The sequence below is a fragment of the Streptomyces yatensis genome (assembly GCF_018069625.1).
In the GTDB taxonomy this organism is placed as follows: domain Bacteria; phylum Actinomycetota; class Actinomycetes; order Streptomycetales; family Streptomycetaceae; genus Streptomyces; species Streptomyces yatensis.
In genome coordinates, this window is sequence record NZ_CP072941.1 from 3443233 (window position 1) to 3463720 (window position 20488).

The 20488-nt window shown below is 72.4% G+C and carries 18 protein-coding genes; 2 read left to right on the top strand and 16 right to left on the bottom strand.

Translation table 11 applies throughout. From position 1 onward, the window contains the following. Window positions 1-54 precede the first annotated feature (54 nt). The 6 genes from trmD to proS all read right to left on the bottom strand — a co-directional run bounded on the left by trmD (window position 55) and on the right by proS (window position 4623). On the bottom strand, window positions 55-885 hold the full coding sequence (gene trmD, locus J8403_RS13820) for a tRNA (guanosine(37)-N1)-methyltransferase TrmD (RefSeq protein ID WP_211123463.1): 831 nt from the start codon (window positions 883-885) through the stop codon (window positions 55-57). Continuing rightward, window positions 882-1532 carry a ribosome maturation factor RimM gene (gene rimM, locus J8403_RS13825; RefSeq protein WP_211123464.1) on the bottom strand — a complete coding sequence of 217 codons (651 nt, stop codon included), beginning with the start codon at window positions 1530-1532 and terminating at the stop codon, window positions 882-884. The genes trmD and rimM overlap by 4 nt, the downstream gene beginning before the upstream one ends. 81 nt (window positions 1533-1613) lie before the next feature. Beyond that, complete coding sequence (locus tag J8403_RS13830) at window positions 1614-1853, bottom strand: RNA-binding protein (RefSeq protein WP_003980229.1); 240 nt, start codon at window positions 1851-1853, stop codon at window positions 1614-1616. A gap of 2 nt (window positions 1854-1855) precedes the next feature. Beyond that, complete coding sequence (rpsP, locus tag J8403_RS13835) at window positions 1856-2299, bottom strand: 30S ribosomal protein S16 (protein WP_211123465.1); 444 nt, start codon at window positions 2297-2299, stop codon at window positions 1856-1858. 155 nt (window positions 2300-2454) lie between these two features. Beyond that, the gene (locus J8403_RS13840) at window positions 2455-3048 is read right to left on the bottom strand and encodes a hypothetical protein (RefSeq protein ID WP_014055189.1); all 594 of its coding nucleotides are present in this window, start codon (window positions 3046-3048) and stop codon (window positions 2455-2457) included. Between the two features lie 159 nt (window positions 3049-3207). Then, window positions 3208-4623 carry a proline--tRNA ligase gene (gene proS / locus J8403_RS13845; protein WP_211123466.1) on the bottom strand — a complete coding sequence of 472 codons (1416 nt, stop codon included), beginning with the start codon at window positions 4621-4623 and terminating at the stop codon, window positions 3208-3210. A 308-nt stretch (window positions 4624-4931) separates the two neighbouring features. Between proS and J8403_RS13850 the strand changes: the two genes are divergently transcribed. Further along, the gene (locus tag J8403_RS13850; RefSeq protein WP_211123467.1) at window positions 4932-5834 is read left to right on the top strand and encodes an SAM-dependent methyltransferase; all 903 of its coding nucleotides are present in this window, start codon (window positions 4932-4934) and stop codon (window positions 5832-5834) included. Window positions 5835-5920: 86 nt separating this feature from the next. Here the strand turns inward: J8403_RS13850 and ffh are convergent, their stop codons facing one another. The 5 genes from ffh to nsdA form a co-directional block, all read right to left on the bottom strand. After that, window positions 5921-7456: a signal recognition particle protein gene (gene ffh, locus J8403_RS13855; protein ID WP_211123468.1), complete on the bottom strand. Its 1536-nt coding sequence runs from the start codon at window positions 7454-7456 to the stop codon at window positions 5921-5923. A 340-nt stretch (window positions 7457-7796) separates the two neighbouring features. After that, entirely contained in the window at window positions 7797-10403 is a 2607-nt protein-coding gene (locus J8403_RS13860; protein ID WP_211123469.1) for a [protein-PII] uridylyltransferase, read from the bottom strand. 124 nt (window positions 10404-10527) lie between these two features. Beyond that, entirely contained in the window at window positions 10528-10866 is a 339-nt protein-coding gene (locus tag J8403_RS13865; protein ID WP_014055184.1) for a P-II family nitrogen regulator, read from the bottom strand. Continuing rightward, entirely contained in the window at window positions 10863-12149 is a 1287-nt protein-coding gene (locus J8403_RS13870) for an ammonium transporter (protein ID WP_211123470.1), read from the bottom strand. The genes J8403_RS13865 and J8403_RS13870 overlap by 4 nt, the downstream gene beginning before the upstream one ends. A gap of 208 nt (window positions 12150-12357) precedes the next feature. Beyond that, window positions 12358-13872 (bottom strand): transcriptional repressor NsdA, encoded by a 1515-nt coding sequence (nsdA, locus tag J8403_RS13875; RefSeq protein ID WP_211123471.1) that lies wholly within the window; start codon window positions 13870-13872, stop codon window positions 12358-12360. A 451-nt stretch (window positions 13873-14323) separates the two neighbouring features. Between nsdA and J8403_RS13880 the strand changes: the two genes are divergently transcribed. After that, complete coding sequence (locus tag J8403_RS13880) at window positions 14324-14995, top strand: bifunctional DNA primase/polymerase (RefSeq protein ID WP_059144190.1); 672 nt, start codon at window positions 14324-14326, stop codon at window positions 14993-14995. Between the two features lie 211 nt (window positions 14996-15206). Here the strand turns inward: J8403_RS13880 and ftsY are convergent, their stop codons facing one another. From ftsY to J8403_RS13905, 5 genes are all read right to left on the bottom strand, one after another. Continuing rightward, on the bottom strand, window positions 15207-16427 hold the full coding sequence (gene ftsY, locus J8403_RS13885) for a signal recognition particle-docking protein FtsY (RefSeq protein ID WP_211123472.1): 1221 nt from the start codon (window positions 16425-16427) through the stop codon (window positions 15207-15209). Between the two features lie 35 nt (window positions 16428-16462). After that, a complete protein-coding gene (locus J8403_RS13890; RefSeq protein WP_211123473.1) occupies window positions 16463-17113 on the bottom strand; it encodes a response regulator in 651 nt (216 codons plus the stop codon). A gap of 340 nt (window positions 17114-17453) precedes the next feature. Continuing rightward, window positions 17454-19586: a sensor histidine kinase gene (locus J8403_RS44340; RefSeq protein WP_281427921.1), complete on the bottom strand. Its 2133-nt coding sequence runs from the start codon at window positions 19584-19586 to the stop codon at window positions 17454-17456. 1 nt (window position 19587) lies between these two features. Further along, entirely contained in the window at window positions 19588-19896 is a 309-nt protein-coding gene (locus J8403_RS13900) for a hypothetical protein (RefSeq protein WP_211123474.1), read from the bottom strand. A 136-nt stretch (window positions 19897-20032) separates the two neighbouring features. Further along, a complete protein-coding gene (locus J8403_RS13905; protein WP_211123475.1) occupies window positions 20033-20431 on the bottom strand; it encodes a hypothetical protein in 399 nt (132 codons plus the stop codon). Window positions 20432-20488 lie beyond the last annotated feature (57 nt).

Genomic DNA, 20488 nt, shown 5'->3' on the forward strand with positions numbered 1-20488 from the left:
GTGGGCGTCGGTCCCCCTGTGGCAGGGGCGCACACCCGGACGTACGGCAGCGGCCTATTCTTCCACGGCCCGGTCCGGCCGCCCAAATCGGGCCCCACCGGTCCCGGGCAGCTCCTCCCAGCCCAGCTCGGCCAGGAGCGCGCGGTCGTGCTTGTCGAGCGTCGCCGGGTCGCAGCGCTCGATCAGATCGGGGCGGTTCTCGCTGGTGCGGCGGAACGCCTCGTCGCGGCGCCAGCGGCCGACCCTGCCGTGGTGGCCGCTGATCAGCACCTCCGGGATGGAGCGGCCGCGCCACTCGGGGGGCTTGGTGTAGACGGGCCCCTCCAGGAGGTCGGCCATCGCGCCGGGGGCGAAGGAGTCGTCGCGATGCGACTCGGCGTTGCCCAGCACACCCGGCAGCAGCCGGGCCACCGCCTCGGTGATCACCAGCACCGCGGCCTCGCCGCCGGCCAGCACGTAATCGCCGATCGAGACCTCGTGGACCTCGAGCCGCTCGCCGTACTCCTCGATCACCCGGCGGTCGATGCCCTCGTAGCGGGCGGGCGTGAAGACCAGCCAGGGGCGCTCGGCGAGCTCGACGGCCAGGGCCTGGGTGAACGGACGACCGCTCGGGGTCGGCACGATCAGCGTGGGCTTGGCCAGCCCCTCCGCCTCGCCCGACGCCATGATCGAGTCAAGCGCCTCGCCCCAGGGCTCGGGCTTCATGACCATGCCGGGGCCGCCGCCGTACGGGGTGTCGTCGACCGTGTTGTGCCGGTCGTGCGTGAAGCCGCGCAGATCATGGACCCGTACGTCGAGTTGGCCTCGGGCGCGTGCCTTGCCGACCAGCGAGACGTTCAGCGGCTCCAGGTACTCGGGGAAGATCGTGACGACGTCGAGCCTCATGACGACTGGTCCTCACGGCCGCTCGCGGTGTCGCCCTTACGGCCGCCGTCGGTCTCGTCCTTCTCACGGCCGCCCGCGGCCTCGTCCTTACGGCCGCCCGTGACGTCGTCCTTACGGCTGCCCGCGATCTCCGCCTCGGCCTCGTCGAGCAGGCCCGGCGGCGGGTCGATCACGGCGCGCTGCTCCTCCAGGTCGATCTCCGGCACGAACTCGGAGACGAACGGGATCATCACCTCGCTCCCGTCGGGGCGCTTCACGATCAGCAGGTCCTGGTACGGCAGATGGGAGATCTCGGAGACCCTCCCGACCTCGGTGCCGTCCACGGTGACCACATCGATGTCGATCAGCTGGTGGTCGTAGAACTCCTCGGGGTCCTCGGGGAGTTCCTCGGGGTCGACCTCCGCGATCAGCAGGGTGTTGCGCAGCGCCTCGGCGCCGCTGCGGTCGCGTACGCCCTCGAAGCGCAGCAGCAGCCGGCCGCTGTGCACCCGGCCGGACTCGATGGTCAGCGGCCCGGCCGAGGCGGGCTCGGTGGTCAGCACGGCGCCCGGGCCGAGCCGCAGCTCCGGCTCGTCCGTCCGCACCTCGACGGTGACCTCGCCCTTGATGCCATGGGCACGGCCGATCCGCGCGACAACCAACTGCACGATGCGATGTCCCTTCACACACACGGGCCGGGGACGGCCCAAAGCCCTCCCCGGCCCGTGCCGGTGCTCTTCTTGATCGCCTCAGCGGACCTGATCGACGTCGACGAGGTCGACGCGGATCCCGCGGCCGCCGATGGCGCCCACGACGGTGCGCAGGGCGCGTGCGGTGCGGCCGTTGCGGCCGATCACCTTGCCGAGGTCATCGGGGTGCACCCGGACCTCCAGCACACGCCCACGCCGCAGGGTGCGCGAGGCCACCTGCACGTCGTCGGGGTTGTCGACGATGCCCTTCACCAGGTGCTCGAGGGCCTCCTCGAGCATCCTCAGGCCTCAGTCGACGCGGTGGACTCAGCGGACTCGGCCGCCTCGTCCGACTTCTTCTCGGCCTTCTTCGCCTTCGGGGTGATCGCCTCACCCTTCGGCTCGTCACCGGCATCCTTGGCGGCCGCCTCGAACAGGGCGCGCTTGTCGGCCTTCGGCTCGGCGACCTTCATCGGAGCCGGAGCGGGCAGGCCCTTGAACTGCTGCCAGTCGCCGGTGACCTTCAGGATGGCCAGCACGGGCTCGGTCGGCTGCGCGCCGACCTTCAGCCAGTGCTGCACACGCTCCGAGTCGACCTCGATGCGCGACGGGTTCTGCACCGGGTGGTACAGGCCGATCTCCTCGATCGCCCGGCCGTCACGGCGGGTGCGGGAGTCGGCGACGACGATGCGGTAGTGAGGCGAACGGATCTTGCCCAGACGCTTCAGCTTGATCTTGACTGCCACGGAAGTGGTGTCTCCTGGTCTTGACGTGGTTGAGCACTGCGACGTGCCGCGTGGGGTTGCGGTACCCGAGTGCCCGATGGACGCGTCAGCCGGAGGAGAGAGGGGTCCTGGTCGGCTGTCGAGTACAGCAGACCATTCTGCCACACCGGGACAGGTCAGCCGACCGCGGCCACCGCCTCCGGAATGCGGAAGGGCTTACCGCATCCACCGCACATGATCGGCGCCTGGGCCAGCACCGACGGGACGACCCGGACATTGCGCCCGCAGTCGCACACCGCCTTGACGCGGACGCCGCCACCGGACGAGCCGTGTCGCGCGGCGGGCCCGCGGAAGGTGCGGGAGGTCTCGGCGGTGGTCGCCACGGTGTGGGCCTTCAGCGCGCGCTGGAGGCGGTCGATCGTGGTCCGGTACCGCTTTCTCGCCTCGGGGCTGAGGGTGACCAGCGAGAAGCCGCTGCTGGGATGCGGCTCCTCGGGGTGGTCGAGCCCCAGCTCCTCGGCGATCGCCAGGAACCGGCGGTTGTGGTAGCGGCCGGCGCGTGAGGTGTCACGGACACCGCGGGCGGCGGCGATCCCATGGACTGCCTCATGCAGCAGCCGTTCGAAGGAGAGCTCGGCGCCACATGCGGACGACGACTCTCCGATCAGCGATTCGGGCGCGGCGAGATCCGGCAGCTCGGAGTGGTGCCGTTGAATATCGGCCCACGCCTGCGCCAGCTCTGCGGCGAGAACAGGTGGTGTCGTGCTCACGTCGTGCTAACGAGCAGGACCGGTCCGGTGTTCCGATTCCGGGGCATCCCAAATAATTTGCACGTACCAGTCAGTTCACGGTGATGTACGACGACGAGGGGCGGGTGCGTAAATGTGTGGATGAGCCACGCACCGTGCATCAAGCCGGTACGTACCGCCTCAGTAGGCCCTCGCGACGATGGCGACGTTACCCGGAGCGTCATCGGCGTCCGGCACCGCCCCGTCCTCGGCGATCAGACACCGCACGGAAACGGACCGCTCGGCGAGCGCCGCCTCACCCTCCGGCCCCAGGTCCGCCCACCGGATGCGGGCCCAGCCGCCCGCGGCCGCGGCCTCCGCGGCCTCCTCCATGGTCGCCACCTCCGTGGTGCGCGCCTTACGGCGCTCACGGGCCTGCCGCAGCAGCAGCGCCTGATCCTCCTCCAGGACCTTGGGCAGCAGCTCCGGCAGCAGTTCGGTGCGCACAGGCTCCTTGCCGCCGGGGATCCGCCGGGCCACCATCGCGGTGCCGCCCTCCAGATCGCGCGGGCCGACCTCGACCCGGACCGGCACGCCCTTGAGCTCCCAGTCGACCGCGCGCCGGCCGAAGGGGGTGTCCGTACGGTCGTCGACGTGGACCCGCACTCCCGCGGCGGTGAGCAGCTCGCCGATCTCGCGGACCTTGGCGAGCACCGCGTCGTCGCCCTTGATCGCCAGCACCACGACCTGGATCGGGGCCAGCCTCGGCGGGATCCGCAGGCCGTCGTCGTCGCCGTGCATCATCACCAGCGCGCCGACCATCCGGGTCGTGCTGCCCCAGGAGGTCTGCCAGACCAGCTCCTGCTCGCCGTCCTTGGACAGATAGCTGGTGTGGAAGGCCCGGGCGAAGTTCTGGCCGAGCTCATGGCTGGTGCCCAGCTGCAGCGCCTTGCCGTCGCCCATCATCCCTTCGAGGGTGAGGGTGTTGAGGGCTCCGGCGAACCGCTCCCGGGCGGTCTTGCGGCCCAGGACCACGTCCATCGCCAGGACGTCCTCCATGAACCGGGCGTAGACCTCGCGGTGGATCCGGGCGGCGAAGTCCCTGGCGTCCTCGTACGACGCGTGCGCGGTGTGCCCCTCCTGCCACAGGAACTCGGTCGTCCGCAGGAACAGCCGCGGCCGCAGCTCCCAACGCACCACATTGGCCCACTGGTTGATCAGCAGCGGCAGATCGCGGTAGCTCTGCACCCACTTGGAGAAGTACTCGTTGACGATCGTCTCCGAGGTGGGCCGGACGACGACCGGCTCCTCGAGCTCCTTACCGCCGCCATGGGTGACGACGGCGAGCTCCGGCGCGAACCCCTCGACGTGATCGGCCTCCTTGGCCAGATACGACTGCGGGATGAAGAGCGGGAAGTACGCGTTCTGGACGCCGACCGCCTTGATGCGGGCGTCCATGTCCTGCTGCATCCGCTCCCACAGCCCGTACCCATACGGTCGGATCACCATGGTGCCGCGCACCGGGCCGTTGTCGGCCAGCTCGGCCTTGTTGATCACATCCTGGTACCAGCGGGGGAAGTCCTCCGCCCGCGGGGTGAGCACGGGAGTCTTGGCCATGGCGCCGATCGTACGGCGGCGGCGTACCGAACCGTGAATCAAGCGAGAACGAGCCGATCAGTGCCGGCCATCGCCCGCCACCGGCCACCGGCCCGGCGGAGGTCAGGGGGCGGTTCGGGGAGCGAGACGTACGCACAGGTGTACGGGGGCGCACAAAGGGGGCACGCAAGCACGGCCGTGAAACCTCTGGACGCGGGGACGGATGCGGAGTTCCCTGGCATTTGGGGGTGGGACGTCACACCGCACAACGGCGGATGTGACACCGAATCTGACGACGGCACTGCTCTTCGCTGATTGGGGCCCTTTCGATGACATTTACGCTCGTACAGCGGCACCGCCCGCACCCCTCCTCGTCGCGGACGACGGACGCCCACGCTCGCACCCGCGACTGGGCGGAGATCCAGGAGCGGATGCTGGTCCCGCTGTACGAGGCCGTGTACGAACGGCTGGACGTCGGCGCCGGGACCCGGCTGCTGGGCCTGGGCTGCGGCTCCGGGCTCGCCCTCCTCATGGCGGCCGCGCGCGGCGCCACGGTCTGCGGGGCGGAGAGGGACGAGCGGCGCCTGGACCTCGCGCGCGAGCGGCTGACGGCCGTGGGCACGCCGAACGGCCCGGCGCTGCCCGCCCGGCTGGGCCTCGGTGGCCCCGAGAGCCCCTGCGTACGGGAGGCCGCGGAGGAGTCGGCCTTCACGGTGGTGACGGCCTTCGAGCCGCTGTCGGCGCTGGGCTCGGCAGGCCCCGGGGCGTCGGTGTCCGCGGCGGCGTCCGCCCTCGCGGCCGCCGCGGCGCGCACCGAGCGGGGCGGGGCCGTGGTGCTCGCCGGATGGGGCCCGCCGGAGCGCTGTGCCACCTCCGGGGTGCTGCGGGTGGGCGACCGGCTCGCCGATCCGATGGACTCCCCCGGCCATCACCGGGAGGCGCCCGCTCCCGCGCGCTGGCGGCCGTGCGGCCGCGACGACCTGGAGGAACTGGCCGCCCTGGCCGGGCTGCGGCCCGACGGATCGGGCCGGGTGGCCTGCCCGTTCGGGTACGCCGACATGGACAGCGCGGTGCGCGGGCTGCTGTCGACGGGACTCTTCGACGCGGCCGAGCGGGTCACGGACCCCATACAGGTCCGCAAGGAGATCACCGAGGCGCTCCATCCGCATCAGCGCGCGGACGGCACGGTGTGGATGCCGAACGTCTTCCGCTATCTGATCTGCCGCGTCTGAACGGGACCGTCACGTAAGGCCCCTGACGGTGTGCGCGGGGGCCTTACGGTTCGTTCGTACGGGGACGCCTCGGAGGCCGGGGCGGATCAGCCCATGAACTTCTTGAACTCGTCGGGGAGTTCGAAGTCCTGGCCGTCCTGGCCGCCGGGCAGCCCGAACGCGCCGCCCTGCTCGCGGCGCGCCGCCGCGGCCTGCTCATCGGCCTTGCGCTTCATGGGGTTGCCCGAGCGCTGCTTCCCCTTGGCCTTCTTCTGCTGCTTGCCCTTGCGCTTACCGCCGCCACCGACGCCCGGCATCCCGGGCATCCCCGGCATGCCGCCCTGGGCCATCTTCGACATCATCTTGCGCGCGTCGAAGAACCGCTCCACCAGGTTCTTGACCGCGCTCACCTCGACGCCGGAACCGCGGGCGATACGGGCGCGGCGCGAGCCGTTGATGATCGTGGGGTCCTGGCGCTCGCCCGGGGTCATCGACTTGATGATGGCCGCGGTGCGGTCCACTTCCCGCTCGTCCAGGTTGTTGATCTGGTCCTTCATCTGGCCCATGCCCGGCAGCATGCCGAGCAGCTTGGAGATGGAGCCCATCTTGCGGACCTGCTCCATCTGCGCCAGGAAGTCGTCGAGCGTGAACTCCTTGGGGCCCTTCGCCAGCTTGGCCGCCATCTTCTCGGCCTCTTGCTGGCTGAAGGTCTGCTCGGCCTTCTCGATCAGGCTGAGCATGTCGCCCATGCCGAGGATGCGGGACGCCATGCGGTCCGGGTGGAACGCGTCGAAGTCGTCCAGCTTCTCGCCGTTGGAGGCGAACATGATCTGGCGGCCGGTGACATGCGCGATGGACAGCGCGGCACCACCGCGCGCGTCGCCGTCCAGCTTGGAGAGCACCACACCGTCGAAGCCGACGCCGTCGCGGAACGCCTCCGCGGTGTTCACCGCGTCCTGGCCGATCATCGCGTCGACGACGAAAAGGACCTCGTCCGGGCTGACGGCGTCGCGGATGTCGGCGGCCTGCCGCATCAGCTCCTCGTCGATACCGAGGCGGCCCGCGGTGTCGACGATCACGACGTCGTGCTGCTTGGTCTTGGCGAACTCGATCGAGTCCTGCGCCACCTTGACCGGGTCGCCGACGCCGTTGCCCGGCTCGGGGGCGAAGACGGCGACACCGGCCCGCTCCGCGACCACCGAGAGCTGGTTGACGGCGTTGGGGCGCTGAAGGTCACAGGCGACGAGCAGCGGGGCGTGGCCCTGGCCCTTCAGCCAGCGGCCGAGCTTTCCGGCGAGCGTGGTCTTACCGGCACCCTGCAGACCCGCGAGCATGATCACGGTCGGCGGCTGCTTGGCGAAGCGGAGGCGCCGCGCCTCGCCGCCGAGGATGCCGATCAGCTCCTCGTTGACGATCTTGATGACCTGCTGGGCGGGATTGAGCGCCTGGGAGACCTCGGCCCCGAGGCTCCGCTCCTTGATCTGCTTGATGAACGACCGGACGACGGGCAGCGCCACGTCGGCCTCGAGCAGGGCGATCCGGATCTCGCGTGCCGTGGCGTCGATGTCCGCCTCGCTGAGGCGTCCCTTGCCCCGGAGGTTCTTGAAAGTCGCTGCGAGGCGATCGGAGAGGGTATCGAACACGGTGGTCGCGAATCCTTCGGTCGGATGTCGGGTCGGTGGTCGGCCTCCAAGGGTATCCGCCCGGCGCGGGAACGGTCTGCCCCCGGGCGTGCGACGCCCTGGCGGGGCGTCCTTTCCCCACCCCGCCCCTTCCCGAACCGGGGCTGCGCCCCGGGCCCCGTTCCGGGGGCTCCGCCCCCGCACCCCGCTCCTCAATCGCCGGAGGGGCTGGGTGGCGGGGCATCTCCGCCCCGGACCCCCGCTCCTCAAACGCCGGAGGGGCTGGGTGGCGGGGCATCTCCGCCCCGGACCCCGCTCCTCAAACGCCGGAGGGGCTGGGGAGTGGAGGGGCTGGGGAGTCTCAGGCGTCGGACGGGCTGGTCAGTGCTTGCTCGACCTCTTGGGCCACCTCCGCCGCTCGCATCGGCTTCAGGGGGGCGCCGGAGTTGTCCGTGACATAGAACGCATCCACGGCGTTGGCGCCGAGGGTGGAGACGTGGGCGCTGCGTACCGCGACGCCGGTGTGCTCCAGGGCGCGGCCGATGCGGTGCAGCAGGCCGGGGGCGTCCTGGGCGCGGACCTCGATCACGGTGGCGAGCTGGGAGCTGCCGGGTGCGACCGTTACGCGTGGTGGTGGGGCGTGCACCCCGCGGCGGCGGGGGTACTTGCGGTAGGCGGCCTCGCGCTCGGCCAGGCGGGCCACGATGTCGAGCGAGCCGTCCAGGGCGCGGAGCAGGTCGTTCCGCAGTCGGGCGGCCTGGGGCAGCGAACCGTACTCGGCCGCGACCCGCCAGCTCAGCAACAGCACCCCGGCGGCTGCGCCCGCCGCGTCCAGCTCCGACGGCAGTTCGAGGGCGCGCAGGTCGGCCGCGCGCACCGTAAGGCGGTGCAGGGCCAGGACGCCGGCCGCTGTGTGAAGGACACCGGGCTGGTCGGGGACGGCGATGAGCAGTTCCACGCCGATCGGCTCGGGGGCGTTTGCCTCGTTCTCCAGCGGTCCTTCGGTGGCGGCCGTAAGGAGGCCGTCGCCGGGGAGGACGCCTGTGGGGGCGCCCGCCTCGCCCGGTGCCAGCGCCTCGGAGCGTGCGTGCAGGGCCAGTACCGGGCCGCCGGTGCGCCATGCCTCGATCGCGAGGCGTTCCTGTTCGGCCGTCGTCTGCTGCGGGGTGGACCAGTCGTCGGCGGGTTCGCCCGCGAGTACTGCCGCGACCCGCTTGACCAGGTCGGCGACGAGGGAGCCGCGCCAGGCGCTCCAGGCCGCGGGGCCGGTGGCCAGCGCGTCGGCCTCGGTGAGGGCGTGCAGCAGTTCCAGGGTGGTGGCGCCGCCCACGGCCTCGGCGACCGAGCGCACCGTGGCCGGGTCGTCCAGGTCGCGGCGGGTGGCGGTCTCGACGAGCAGCAGATGGTGGCGTACGAGGGTGGCGAGGATCGCGACGTCCGCGCGGTCGAAGCCGATGCGGGCGGCGACATCGCGGGCGATGGTCTCCCCGGCCACCGAGTGGTCACCGGGCCAGCCCTTGCCGATGTCGTGCAGCAGTGCGGCGACCAGCAGCAGATCGGGGCGGCCGACCCGGCGGCTGAGCGCGCTGGCCCGGACCGCGGTCTCGACCAGATGCCGGTCGACGGTCCAGCGGTGGACGGCGTTGCGCTGCGGACGGCAGCGCACCCGCTCCCAGTCCGGCAGCAGCCGGGTGATCAGCCCCTCGGCCTCCAGGGCCTCCCACACGCCGATGGTGGACTCGCCCGCGCCCAGCAGTGTGATCAGCTGCTCCCTGGCCTCGGGCGGCCACGGCACGGGCAGCGGCCGGGCGGCGGTGGACAGCCGCCTGACGGCGTGCGGCGACAGCGGGAGTCCGGCCTGAGCGGCGGCCGCGGCGGCCCGCAGGGTGAGCACGGGGTCGCGGTCGGGGCGCGCGGTGCGGGCCAGCACCACCTCGCCGTCCTGTTCCACGACGCCCTCGGCGAGCGGGCTGCGCTCCCCCGCGTCCGCGGCGCCCCCACGGCCGCCCGAGCGCCCGCCGCGGCCGCCGAGCAGTCCGCGCAGCCGGGGCCGGGCGGCCGAGCGGGCGCGCAGCACCCGCTCGACCTCGCGCCAGGTGACATCGCTCGCGTAGGAGATGATCCGGGCGGATTCGTAGATCTGGCGCAGCAGGGCGTCGGCGTCCAGCAGCCCGAGGGCGGCCGCGACCTGGTCCTGTTCCTGGAGCGCGAGGCGGTCGGCGGCGCGGCCGGTGGACAGATGGAGCGCGTCGCGGGCGTCCAGCAGCCGCCGCCGCGCGTCGTCGAGGCCCTCGCGGGGCGCGTCGGCGAGCCAGGAGGCGGCGATGGCGCGCAGCGCGGTGGCGTCGCGGAGCCCGCCGCGGGCCTCCTTCAGATCGGGTTCGAGCAGGAACTGCAGCTCACCGTGGCGCTCGGCGCGCTCCTGGCACAGCGCGTGGAGCTCGGGCAGCCGCCGCGGGGCCTGGGCGCGCCAGTCGGCGAAGACGGTGGTGCGCAGATCGGCGGTGAGCGCCTGGTCGCCCGCGATGTGGCGGGCGTCGAGCAGGCCGAGCTGGACCTTCAGATCCTCGGCGGCGGTCGCGCGGGCCTCGTCGAGGGTGCGCACCGAGTGGTCGAGGGCGAGGCCCATGTCCCAGACCGGGTACCAGACGTGGTCGGCCAGCGCGGCGAGGGCCGAGCGGTCGGCGGAGCCGTCGTGCAGCAGCAGCACATCGAGGTCGCTGCGCGGGGAGAGTTCGCCGCGGCCGTAGCCGCCGACCGCGACCAGGGCGACGCCCCGGCCGATCCCGGCGGTCTGCGCCCCGCCGGTGAGCAGCGCGGCCAGCCACTGGTCGGTGAGTTCGGCCAGGGCGGAACGGCGCGGCGGCCCGGACCGCGACCCCTCCTGGAGGAGTCGCAGCCGCGCCGCCGCGTAGCCGCCGGGCCCCGAGTCGGTGGTGTCGGTCGTGGTCTCGAGGCTTTCCGTCAACTCGGCTCCCTGTCAGCGTGCGACTGGTTGTCCGGCTCGTGCCGGCCCTCGGAGGGCGCCCGGGTTCCGCCCCTCGGAGGGCTGCCCGGGGCGCGGCCCCCAGCGGGCGTCCCGGCCCCGGCCCTCAGAGGGCGTCCGGGCCGCGCTCCCCGGTGCGGACGCGGACGGCGGTCTCGACGGGGACGCTCCAGACCTTGCCGTCCCCGATCTTTCCGGTGCGCGCGGCCTTGACCACGACATCGACGAGGTCATCGGCGTCCTCGTCCTCGACCAGCACCTCTATGCGCACCTTGGGCACCAGGTCGACGGTGTACTCCGCGCCCCGGTAGACCTCGGTGTGGCCGCGCTGACGGCCGTAGCCGCTGGCCTCGGTGACGGTCAGGCCCTGGACGCCGAACGCCTGCAGCGCTTCCTTGATCTCGTCGAGCCGGTGTGGCTTCACGACTGCGGTGATGAGCTTCACGCGTCCACCTTCTTGTTGTGCGGCTTCTGCGGCGCGGACGCGCCGGTCGCGGCGGGCACCGTACTACGGGCGGATCCGCCCACCGCGCTGAAGTCATAGGCGGTCTCGGCGTGGAACGCCTGGTCGATGCCGCCGAGCTCCTCGTCCTCACTGGCCCGGAAGCCGATGGTCACGTCGATGAGCTTGGCGAGGATCCAGGAGACGACGAAGGAGTAGAGCAGCACCGTGAAGGCGCCGAGCGCCTGCTTGCCCAGCTGGGCCGCGCCGCCGACGCCGTCGGTGGCCAGGACGCCGACCAGGAGGGTGCCGATGAGACCGCCGACCAGGTGCACCCCGACCACGTCGAGCGAGTCGTCGTAGCCCAGCTTGTACTTGAGGCTGACGGCCCAGGAGCAGACGACACCGGCCACCAGGCCGATCACGATGGCGCCCCAGGCGTTCACCGCCGCACCCGAGGGGGTGATGGCGACCAGGCCCGCGACCGCGCCGGAGGCGGCGCCCAGCGTGGTGAACGCGCCGTGCCGGATGCGCTCGTAGGCGAGCCAGCCGAGCATCGCGACACCGGTGGCGACCTGGGTGTTGAAGGCCATGTTGGCGGCGGTTCCATTGGCGGCGAGGGCGGAGCCGGCGTTGAAGCCGAACCAGCCGAACCACAGCAGACCGGAGCCGAGCATCACCAGCGGCAGGTTGTGCGGGCGCATCGGGTCCTTCTTGAAGCCGATGCGCTTGCCGAGCACCAGGGCCACGGCGAGGCCCGCGGCGCCCGCGTTGATGTGGACCGCCGTACCGCCCGCGAAGTCGATGACCTCCTTCTTGAACAGCCAGCCGTCGGCCTGCCAGACCCAGTGGGCCACCGGGAAGTAGACGATCGTGGTCCACACCGTGATGAACAGCGCCCAGGCGCCGAACTTGACCCGGTCGGCGACGGCTCCGCTGATCAGCGCGGGGGTGATCACCGCGAACATCAGCTGGAAGAGCGCGAAGGCCAGGACCGGGATCGCGTCGGGCTTCTCGCCCCACAGCGAGGTGGGCTCGATGCCCTGGAAGCCGATGTGGTCGAGGTTGCCCAGCAGCCCGCCGCCGATGTCATCGCCGAAGGTGAGCGAGTAGCCGAACAGCACCCACAGCAGCGAGACGACGCCGAGCGAGATGAAGGACATCATCAGCATGTTCAGGGCGCTCTTCACCCGCACCATGCCGCCGTAGAAGAAGGCCAGGCCGGGGGTCATCAGCATCACGAGCGCGGCGCTGATCAATACGAACGCGGTATTTGCGCCATTCAATGTGGACGTCTCCTCGAAACGACGGCCCGTGCGGGCAGGACATCGGGGGGGCCGGTATTCGCCTCGAGGTTGGCGCAGCACCGTTTCAGCCGATGCCGCCCGATGTTTCACCGCAGTGACGAAGGCCGCGGGAGTGTTACGCGCCGATGAACCGCGGCTGTCAGGGCGGAGCCCTCCGTTACCGTGTCGCAACCACCGCCGGGACCGCTCAGACGGCCTGGCCGGGCCCCGCGGCGCCCGGTGTGTCGGGCATGAGGGTGGCCAGCCGCTCGCCGAGATCGGCGATCTGAGGCACGTCGCCGAACTGGCGCGCCGCCGTGTCCACGGTCTTGCGCAGCCGGTTGTTGACCCGCTCCGAACGCACCCGCTTGGCGAGCGGCAGCGCCTGGCCGGCGACCTCGGCGGCCTGCTCGGGCTCCTTCTGGAGGAGGTGGACGGTGGCCATGCCGATCAGGTTGAGCGCATACGAACGCTGGGGGCCCGCGTCGTTCTCCGTCTCCTGGCCGAAGAGCTTCACGGCCTGGCGCATCACCGGGTCGGCCATCTTGGCGTAGGTGGGGCTGCGGCCGGCGACATAGGCGAGATCGCGGTAGGAGTGGGCGTTCTCCGCGTTGAGCTCGGCCTCGGAGAAGAAGCGGATCCAGTCGGGGTCGCCGTCGCCCTTGGCGCAGTCGGCGAAGGTGTCCTCGGCCATCTTCACCGCGCGATGGCATTTGCTGGGCTGACCCATATTGGCGTAGGCGCGGGCCTCCATCGCATACAGCATGGCCTGGGTGCGCGGGGTGGCGTTCTCCCGGCTGCCGTACTGCGCGAGGTGGATCAGCTCCAGCGCGTCGTCGGGCCGGCCGACGTGGATCATCTGGCGGCTCATACCGGAGAGGATGTACGAGCCGAGGGGGCGGTCCCCGGACTCCTTGGCGGCGTGCAGGGCGAGCACGAAGTACTTCTGCGCGGTGGGCTGGAGCCCGATGTCATAGCTCATCCACCCGGCCAGCTGGGCGAGCTCGCCCGCGACCTTGAACAGCCGCCTGGAGACCGCCTCCGGATGGGGCTCCTGGAGGAGGTCGGTGACCTCGTGCAGCTGGCCGACCACCGCCTTGCGGCGCAGCCCGCCGCCGCACTGGGCGTCCCAGGCGCGGAACATCACGATGGTGGACTCCAGCAGCTCGAGCTCCGGCTCGGAGAGCCGGGAGACCCGGCGCGCGCGCCCGCCGTCCGCCGCCTTGGCGCCGCCGGGCTGTCCGCTCGTGGAGGGCACCAGCCAGCGCTGCATGGGCTCGATCAGGGCCGGGCCCGCGGACAGGGCGAGCGAGGTGCCGAGGAAGCCGCGGCGGGCGAGCATCAGATCGCTGCGGGAGAACTCGCCGATCAGCGCCACCGTTTCGGGCCCGGCCCAGGGAAGATCCACACCGGATACGGACGGTGACCGGTGGACGGCGCGCAGCCCGAGGTCCTCGATACCCACCACACAGCCGAAGCGCTCGGAGAACAACTCCGAGAGAATCTGCGGAATCGGCTCCCGGGGCTGCTCGCCGTCCAGCCAGCGGCGCACCCGCGAGGTGTCCGTGCTGATGTGGTGGGCGCCTAACTGCCGTGCCCTGCGGTTGACTTGGCGCGCCAGCTCCCCCTTCGACCAGCCGCTGCGCACGAACCACGACTGCAATTGCGCATTGGGGCGCTTCCCAGCACCGCCGCCGCTGTCGCCCACCCGGAACGCCCCCATCCCACGAATCTTCCCGAACCGCCACCAGAATGCCTTCTGTCACGGTCAGTTGTCCCCGGGATGCGGCGTATCAACCGTCCCGACAGGGAACCGCCTCATGCCAGGGGCATGTACCGATCCGTACTCCGCCCGTCGTCAGCTCGCGTTCGAGCGAGCACCACATCCAGGGACTGTGCACTGAAAGTAATCCTACGATCACGCCTCCGGCGAGGCGGTTCCCGAAAACGCCACCATTCGCCACCCCTTCGAATGAACCCGGTTGCCGGTTCGCACGATTCACTTGACACCGGGGCGACGAGAAACGGGTGAAGGGGTGCAAGCGGGGGCGCACGGGTCGCGCTCCACCACCTCCGTCACATCGGAGCGCACTCTTCCGCGCCTCGTCGACGACGGAGCGTCATCGCGACGTTCCGGCTCGTAACCATCCGGAGCGGGACCCGTTGGAGGGGGCATGGGCTTCACGATCGGCGGCAACCGGGACATGCGGTCCGGCTCACGGCGCCGCGGCCGTACGTCCGAGTCCACGACGGTGGCGGAGTACACCGGTCTGTGGGGCTGGGACGTCGTACCGGGCGCGCGGGCGGCACGGAGCTCGGGGGGCGGCAGAAACGAATGTTCATGCGGTGACCACGGCTGTCCCTCCCCCGGCGCGCATCCGCTCTCCTTCGCCCCCGGCGTCCCGGCGGGCGCCACGCTGGACGCCGCCGCGGCCGCGTGGGAGCAGGTCCCGGGGGCGGCCGTGCTGCTGCCCGTGGGCCGCTCGTTCGACGTCCTGGAGGTCGCGGAGTACGCGGGCGGACACGCCCTGGTCCGGCTGGAGCGGATGGGGCTGCCCCTCGGCCCGGTGGCCGTCACCCCGCACGGGCGCGCCCAGTTCTTCGTCGCCCCCGGCGCCGCCGCCGAACTCCCCGAGCTGCTGTACCGCATGGGCTGGGACGACGCCGACCTCGATCTGCGCTGTCTGGGCCCGGGCGACCACATCACCGCCCCGCCCTCGGACCTCGGCGGCCTCGGACCGGTCCGCTGGCTGCGCCCGCCGACCCTCGACACCGCGGGCCGCCCGCCGCACGCCCGGCTGGTCCTGGGCACCCTCGCCTATCTGAGCCACCGGGCCGGGGCCTGAGGGAGCGCTCTCCTCTTACGCAGGAGCTGCTTACCCGAACGCCCCGTACGCGGGCGCTGCCTTCCCGAGCGCCCCGTACGCGGGCGCTGTGCCCGCAAGGGGCGCTGGTGTCCGTACGCGGGCGCCGTGAAAGCCGTACACGAACGCCGGACGGGCCGGGAGTCGACCCCGGCCCGTCCGGCGCGATACGGGTGATCCCACCACCACGGCCTCAGCCGCCGATCAGCGCGTCGACGAACGCCTCCGGCTCGAACGGCGCGAGATCGTCCGCACCCTCGCCCAGCCCCACCAGCTTGACCGGGACCTTCAGCTCGCGCTGGACCGCGACGACGATGCCGCCCTTGGCGGTGCCGTCCAGCTTGGTCAGCACGATGCCGGTGATGTCCACGACCTCCGCGAACACCCGCGCCTGCACCAGGCCGTTCTGCCCGGTCGTGGCGTCGAGGACGAGCAGCACCTCGTCCACCGCGCCGTGCTTCTCCACGACCCGCTTGACCTTGCCCAGCTCGTCCATCAGACCGGTCTTGGTGTGCAGCCGACCAGCGGTGTCGATCAGGACGACATCCGCGCTCTCCGCGATGCCCTCCTTCACCGCGTCGAAGGCGACCGACGCCGGGTCGCCGGCCTCCGGCCCCCTGACCGTACGGGCGCCGACCCGCTCGCCCCAGGTCTGCAGCTGATCGGCGGCGGCCGCACGGAAGGTGTCGGCCGCGCCCAGCACCACGGACTTGCCGTCGGCGACGAGCACCCGGGCCAGCTTGCCGGTCGTGGTCGTCTTACCGGTGCCATTGACGCCGACGACCATGACGACGCCCGGCTTCTCCTCGCCGTTCGCGCCCACACCGCTCTCGGTGTGCACCGAACGGTCGGCCTCGGTGCCGATGAGGCGCAGCAGCTCCTCGCGCAGCAGAGTGCGCAGCTCCTCGGGGCTCCGGGTGCCGAGCACCCGGACGCGCTCCCGCAGCCGCTCGACCAGCTCCTCGGTCGGCGCCACACCGACATCGGCGGTCAGCAGCGTGTCCTCGATCTCCTCCCAGGTCTCGTCGTCGAGGTGCTCCCGGGACAGCAGCGTCAGCAGCCCCTTGCCCAGAGTGGTCTGGGAACGGGACAGCCGGGCGCGCAGCCGGACCAGCCGGCCGGCGGTCGGCTCCGGAACCTCGATCGGCGGGACCTCGGGCGGGGCGGCAGCGGGTGCCTCCGCGACCGGGGCCTCGGTCCCCGGAAGGTCCACCTCCTCGATGGTTCTGCGTGGTTCCTCACGCGGGGTTTCGGCCTCCTCGCCGACGTGCGGTTCGGCGGGCGGCGCGGTGACGGTGGGGCTGCTGGGCGGGGGCGGGGGCAGCCGCTTCTTCTTGCGGCCGCTGATCACGAGCCCGCTGATCGCGGCGACCGCGACCACAGCGATGACTACGGCAAGGATGAGGTATTCCATAACGCCCCCCAGTATCAGCCACGAGGGGGAGCGAGTCATGCGCCTCCCAGCCCGGCCTGCCGGGCGCGCACGATCGCCTGGGCGCGGTCGCGCACTTGGAGCTTGGCGAAGATCGAGCCGACGTGATTGCGCACCGTCTTGTCGGTGACCACCAGCCGCTGGGCGATCTGCCGGTAGCCGAGACCGGCCGCGAGCAGGTCCAGCACCTCCCGCTCCCGGGCCGTCAGCGTCGGGAACGCCTCCTTGGCGGACGCCGAACCCGAGGCGCCGACCAGCGCCCCGAGCCGCTCCGCCATCCGCGGGCTGAACACCGCGCCGCCCCGCGCCACGGTGTGCAGCGCCCGCAGGATCTCGTCCCGGCCCGCACCCTTGAGCAGATAGCCGCGGGCCCCCGCGCGCACCGCGGCCAGCAGGCTGTCGTCGTCCTCCGACATCGTCATGACCAGCACCCGGATCTCGGGGTGATCGCACAGGATCCGCCGCGTCGCCTCCAGACCGGACCGGCCCGGCAGCCCGAGATCCATCACCACCAGATCCGGACCGGTGCGCACGGCCTCGGCTATCGCCCCGTCCGCGCAGGCCGCCTGGCCGACCACGGCGAACGCGTCATCGAGATTGACCGCGGCGGCCAGCCCCTCACGGAACAGGGGATGATCGTCCACCAGCAGTACCCGCCACTGCGCCACGCTCTACAGCTCCCTCTCTTTATTTGGGGCTCGGTTCGCCTCCGGGGCGCTTCAGTCGCTGTCGACGGTCGACCGTGCTCGGTCGCTCGTTCCTCGCTCCCTGCGCGCGCTCTCCCTTTCGACAGCGACGCGCCCCTTCGGCTCGCCCCCAGCTACCGCTGGGAGGTGCCCCCGGCCGGTAAGCCCAATTACCCGATGCGCTGGGGCACCCATCGACTCGCCTTGGTTGCCGCTGAGAGATCCCAGGCCGGTAAGGCCTGAGCATCCGGAAGCTCTACGGTCCCCTTCCGCTCAACCAATCGCCCCAAGACGCCGGGGTACCCTGCGGCCCCACTCCGCCCTAAGGCGCCCGGCTCATCGGTCTGCTCGTCTTGAGCAGAGCCCGGCACGCCTCGTGCCCCGTGGGCTTCCGGTGCTCCTCGGGGTTCCCGTGTTCGCCCGGTCCGGCGAGCGGCAGTACCGCGTGCACCACCGTGCCGGTCGCCGATCCGGCCACCGAGCAGGAGCCGCCGATCTCCTCGGCCCGTTCGGTGACCGACGCGAGACCCACCCCGGGCACCGCGGTCTCGCGCAGCCCGCTCCCGTCGTCGGTGACCTTGACCTCCAGGGTGTCCGGGCCCGCGGTCAGCTCGACGCTCACCTGGCGCGCCCTGGCGTGTCGTACGGCGTTGGTCAGCGACTCCGCCGCGATCCGGTACGCGGCCGTCTCGACGCCGGGTGACAGCGGGGGCAGCCCCGCGGGGCGGCTGGCCACGCTGACCCGTAGCCCGGCGACGCCCAGCCGGTGCGCCAGGTCCCGCACCGCACCGGCCAGCCCGCGCTCGGCCAGCGCGGCCGGGGCCAGGCCCGCGGTGATCCGCCGCACCTCGACCAGCGCCTCGGCGAGCGTCTCCGCGGCCTCGCACAGTTGCGGGGTGGCGGGGTGGCCGGGCGGACAGGAGGTCTGCGCGATGTCCAGGCGCAGCCTTACGGCGGCCAGTTGGGGGCCGAGTCCGTCGTGGATCTCCCGGCGCAGCCGACGGCGCTCCTCCTCGCGGGCGAGCACCAGCCGCTCCCGGGCGGCTTGCGCCTCCTCGGCCAGGCGCAGTGCGGCGAGCGCCGGGGCGGCCTGGTCGGCGAGGAGGGAGAGCAGTCCGCTGTCGCGTTCCGCCGGGGTGCCGGAGCCGTCGCGGGAGACCTCGAGACGGCCCACGGTGCGGCCGTGGTGGCGCAGCACGAACGTCTGGACCGGGCCGGTCAGCTGGGCCCCCTCGGAGGCCAGCCGCCGGGGGCCGGCGCGGGTGTCGACGCTGACGGCGGCGCCGGAGACGCCGAGGTCCTCCACGGCGCTGCGGCAGATCTGCTGGGGCACCTCGCCGGGGTGCGGGGCCTGTTGCAGCCGTACGGCGAGGGCGCTCACGGCTTCGTGCGGGCGGGCCCGGGGCCCGTAGAAGGCGCGCTCGACGCACAGGGTGAGCCAGCGGGCGCTGGGCCGCAGCCCCCAGCCCAGCACCAGGGCGCATCCGGCGGTGACGGTGGTGGCCCCGCTCCGTACGGAGGGGAGTCCGGCCTGGACGGCGACGACCGCGCAGACCACCACGGCGGCCAGTGAGGTGAGCACGAAGGCGCGGGCGAGGCGGTGGCTGGTGGAGCGGTCCAGCCGCCATATGCCGGTGCGGGCGACGCCGAGGCAGATCGCGGCGGCCCATACGGCGCTGCCGACGGTGCGGGCCACGATGGTGGGCACGCCCTCGCCCCACTGGGACAGGAGGAGCGAGACGCAGGCGGGATAGGCGGTGGCCAGCAGCGCCCAGTCGCGCCGCTCGGCACCCCGGGAGAGGGCGGCGCGGCAGCACAGGGCGGCGGTCACGGCCGCCGCGACGCTGCGCAGCACCCAGGGTTCGGCCTCGGCGTAGGTGTCGAGGTGGTCGAAGGCCCACTGGCCGCCCGCGGTGGCGAACGCCGGGTTGAGCACGGAGCCCACCCGGGGCTCGCTGATCAGCCACAGCCCCGCGTACCCCAGCCAGTAGCCGGACGCGCCCAGGCTGATCACCCACCACTGCCACCGCCGGCGCCCGCCCCGCGGGAACAGCCACAGCGGCAGCAGCAGTACGGTCAGCGGACGGCAGGCCATCTTGGCGGCGGCGAGCAGCAGGGACAGTACGGCGCCCGTGGTGCCCAGGTCGGCCAGGCCCAGCAGACCGGCCGCGGCCGAGGGCAGCAGCCACAGGCCGCCGGCCACCAGCAGGACGCCGCCGTAGCGCCGGGCCTCGCGCTCGGCCAGCAGCAGCACCCCGACGCCCAGCACCGGGACGCCCACGGCGACCCGGGTCAGCACGGTGGCGCCCCGGGGGTGGGGATAGGCGAGCGCGAGCCACTGGTCGTTGACCCTCAGCATCCCGGCCACCCATCCGGCCAGGACCACCACGATCAGTGCCGATACCCCGCCCGCGGCGCGCACGGCGCGGTCCTTCGGCAGCGCGGCATGTCGCATCTCAGCCGGCGGCCGGCCCGGCGGTCAGGGGGCGCGCCACGCCGGAGCCGCCTCTGGCCCACAGCGTGACGTAGTTGTCGTTGCGGCCGGGGCGGCACTTGTACTCGTTCCACTTGTGCCGCTCGACGCCCGCCTTGCCCGCGCGCTTGCAGGCCGCGGTGGTGTCGTAGTGCCCCGCCTCCCGCCAGGCGGTGTCCTCGGACGTGGCGGCCGGGGAGGAGGCGGTGGCGGGTGAGGCGGCCGCGGTCCACACGACGGCCCCGGCGCTCAGGCCGAGTGCGATCACCGTGCGGATTCGGGTAGGGCGCATGGTCGTTCTCCTTGGTCTCGCCCGAGCCCTACCCGCCGCCGCGGCCGTGAAGTGCGCGGATGCCGTGCCCCACCCGAACCGGTGACCTCCTAGCACCCCCGTTCCGTATCCCGTCGGCGGCGCCGGGGCCGGATGCTCACCACACGAGCGCCAGGACGGCGACGGCGATCGTCTCGGCTTCTCCGTAAGGCAGTCCGAAGCGCATCAGGGTGAGCATGATGGGCTGCGCCGCCCAGACCTCCAGCGTGTCCAGGAAGTTGGCGAGCCGGTGTGCGTACCGGCGCACCATCGCGGTTTCGCGGGGGCTCAGCCGGCTGAGCAGCTTGGCCAGCAGCGCGCCCCCGTGGTGCAGGGCGGTCACCAGCAGCCGCTGCCGGATGAGCCGCGCGGCCTCGGGGTCCGGGGCGGCGCCGGAGAAGAGCGCGGCCTTGGCGGATTCCAGGTCTCCGGGGTCGCCCGCGGTCAGCCGGACCCGGACGATGAGGTCGTCGATGTCGGCCGCGGTGATGAGTGATTCCCCCGTGCTGATGGTCACGCACCCCTCCTCGGTTGGCGTTGTGGGCTGCGGCCCATGGGGCGGGCCGACCCTTAC

Coding starts and splice junctions, on each gene's coding strand:
- J8403_RS44340 (WP_281427921.1), bottom strand. CDS start 19,586: ATGCGACATGCCGCGCTGCCGAAGGACCGCGCCGTGCGCGCCGCGGGC.
- nsdA (WP_211123471.1), bottom strand. CDS start 13,872: ATGGGGGCGTTCCGGGTGGGCGACAGCGGCGGCGGTGCTGGGAAGCGC.
- J8403_RS13830 (WP_003980229.1), bottom strand. CDS start 1,853: ATGCTCGAGGAGGCCCTCGAGCACCTGGTGAAGGGCATCGTCGACAAC.
- trmD (WP_211123463.1), bottom strand. CDS start 885: ATGAGGCTCGACGTCGTCACGATCTTCCCCGAGTACCTGGAGCCGCTG.
- J8403_RS13900 (WP_211123474.1), bottom strand. CDS start 19,896: ATGCGCCCTACCCGAATCCGCACGGTGATCGCACTCGGCCTGAGCGCC.
- ftsY (WP_211123472.1), bottom strand. CDS start 16,427: ATGGAATACCTCATCCTTGCCGTAGTCATCGCTGTGGTCGCGGTCGCC.
- J8403_RS13880 (WP_059144190.1), top strand. CDS start 14,324: ATGGGCTTCACGATCGGCGGCAACCGGGACATGCGGTCCGGCTCACGG.
- proS (WP_211123466.1), bottom strand. CDS start 4,623: ATGGCCAAGACTCCCGTGCTCACCCCGCGGGCGGAGGACTTCCCCCGC.
- J8403_RS13850 (WP_211123467.1), top strand. CDS start 4,932: ATGACATTTACGCTCGTACAGCGGCACCGCCCGCACCCCTCCTCGTCG.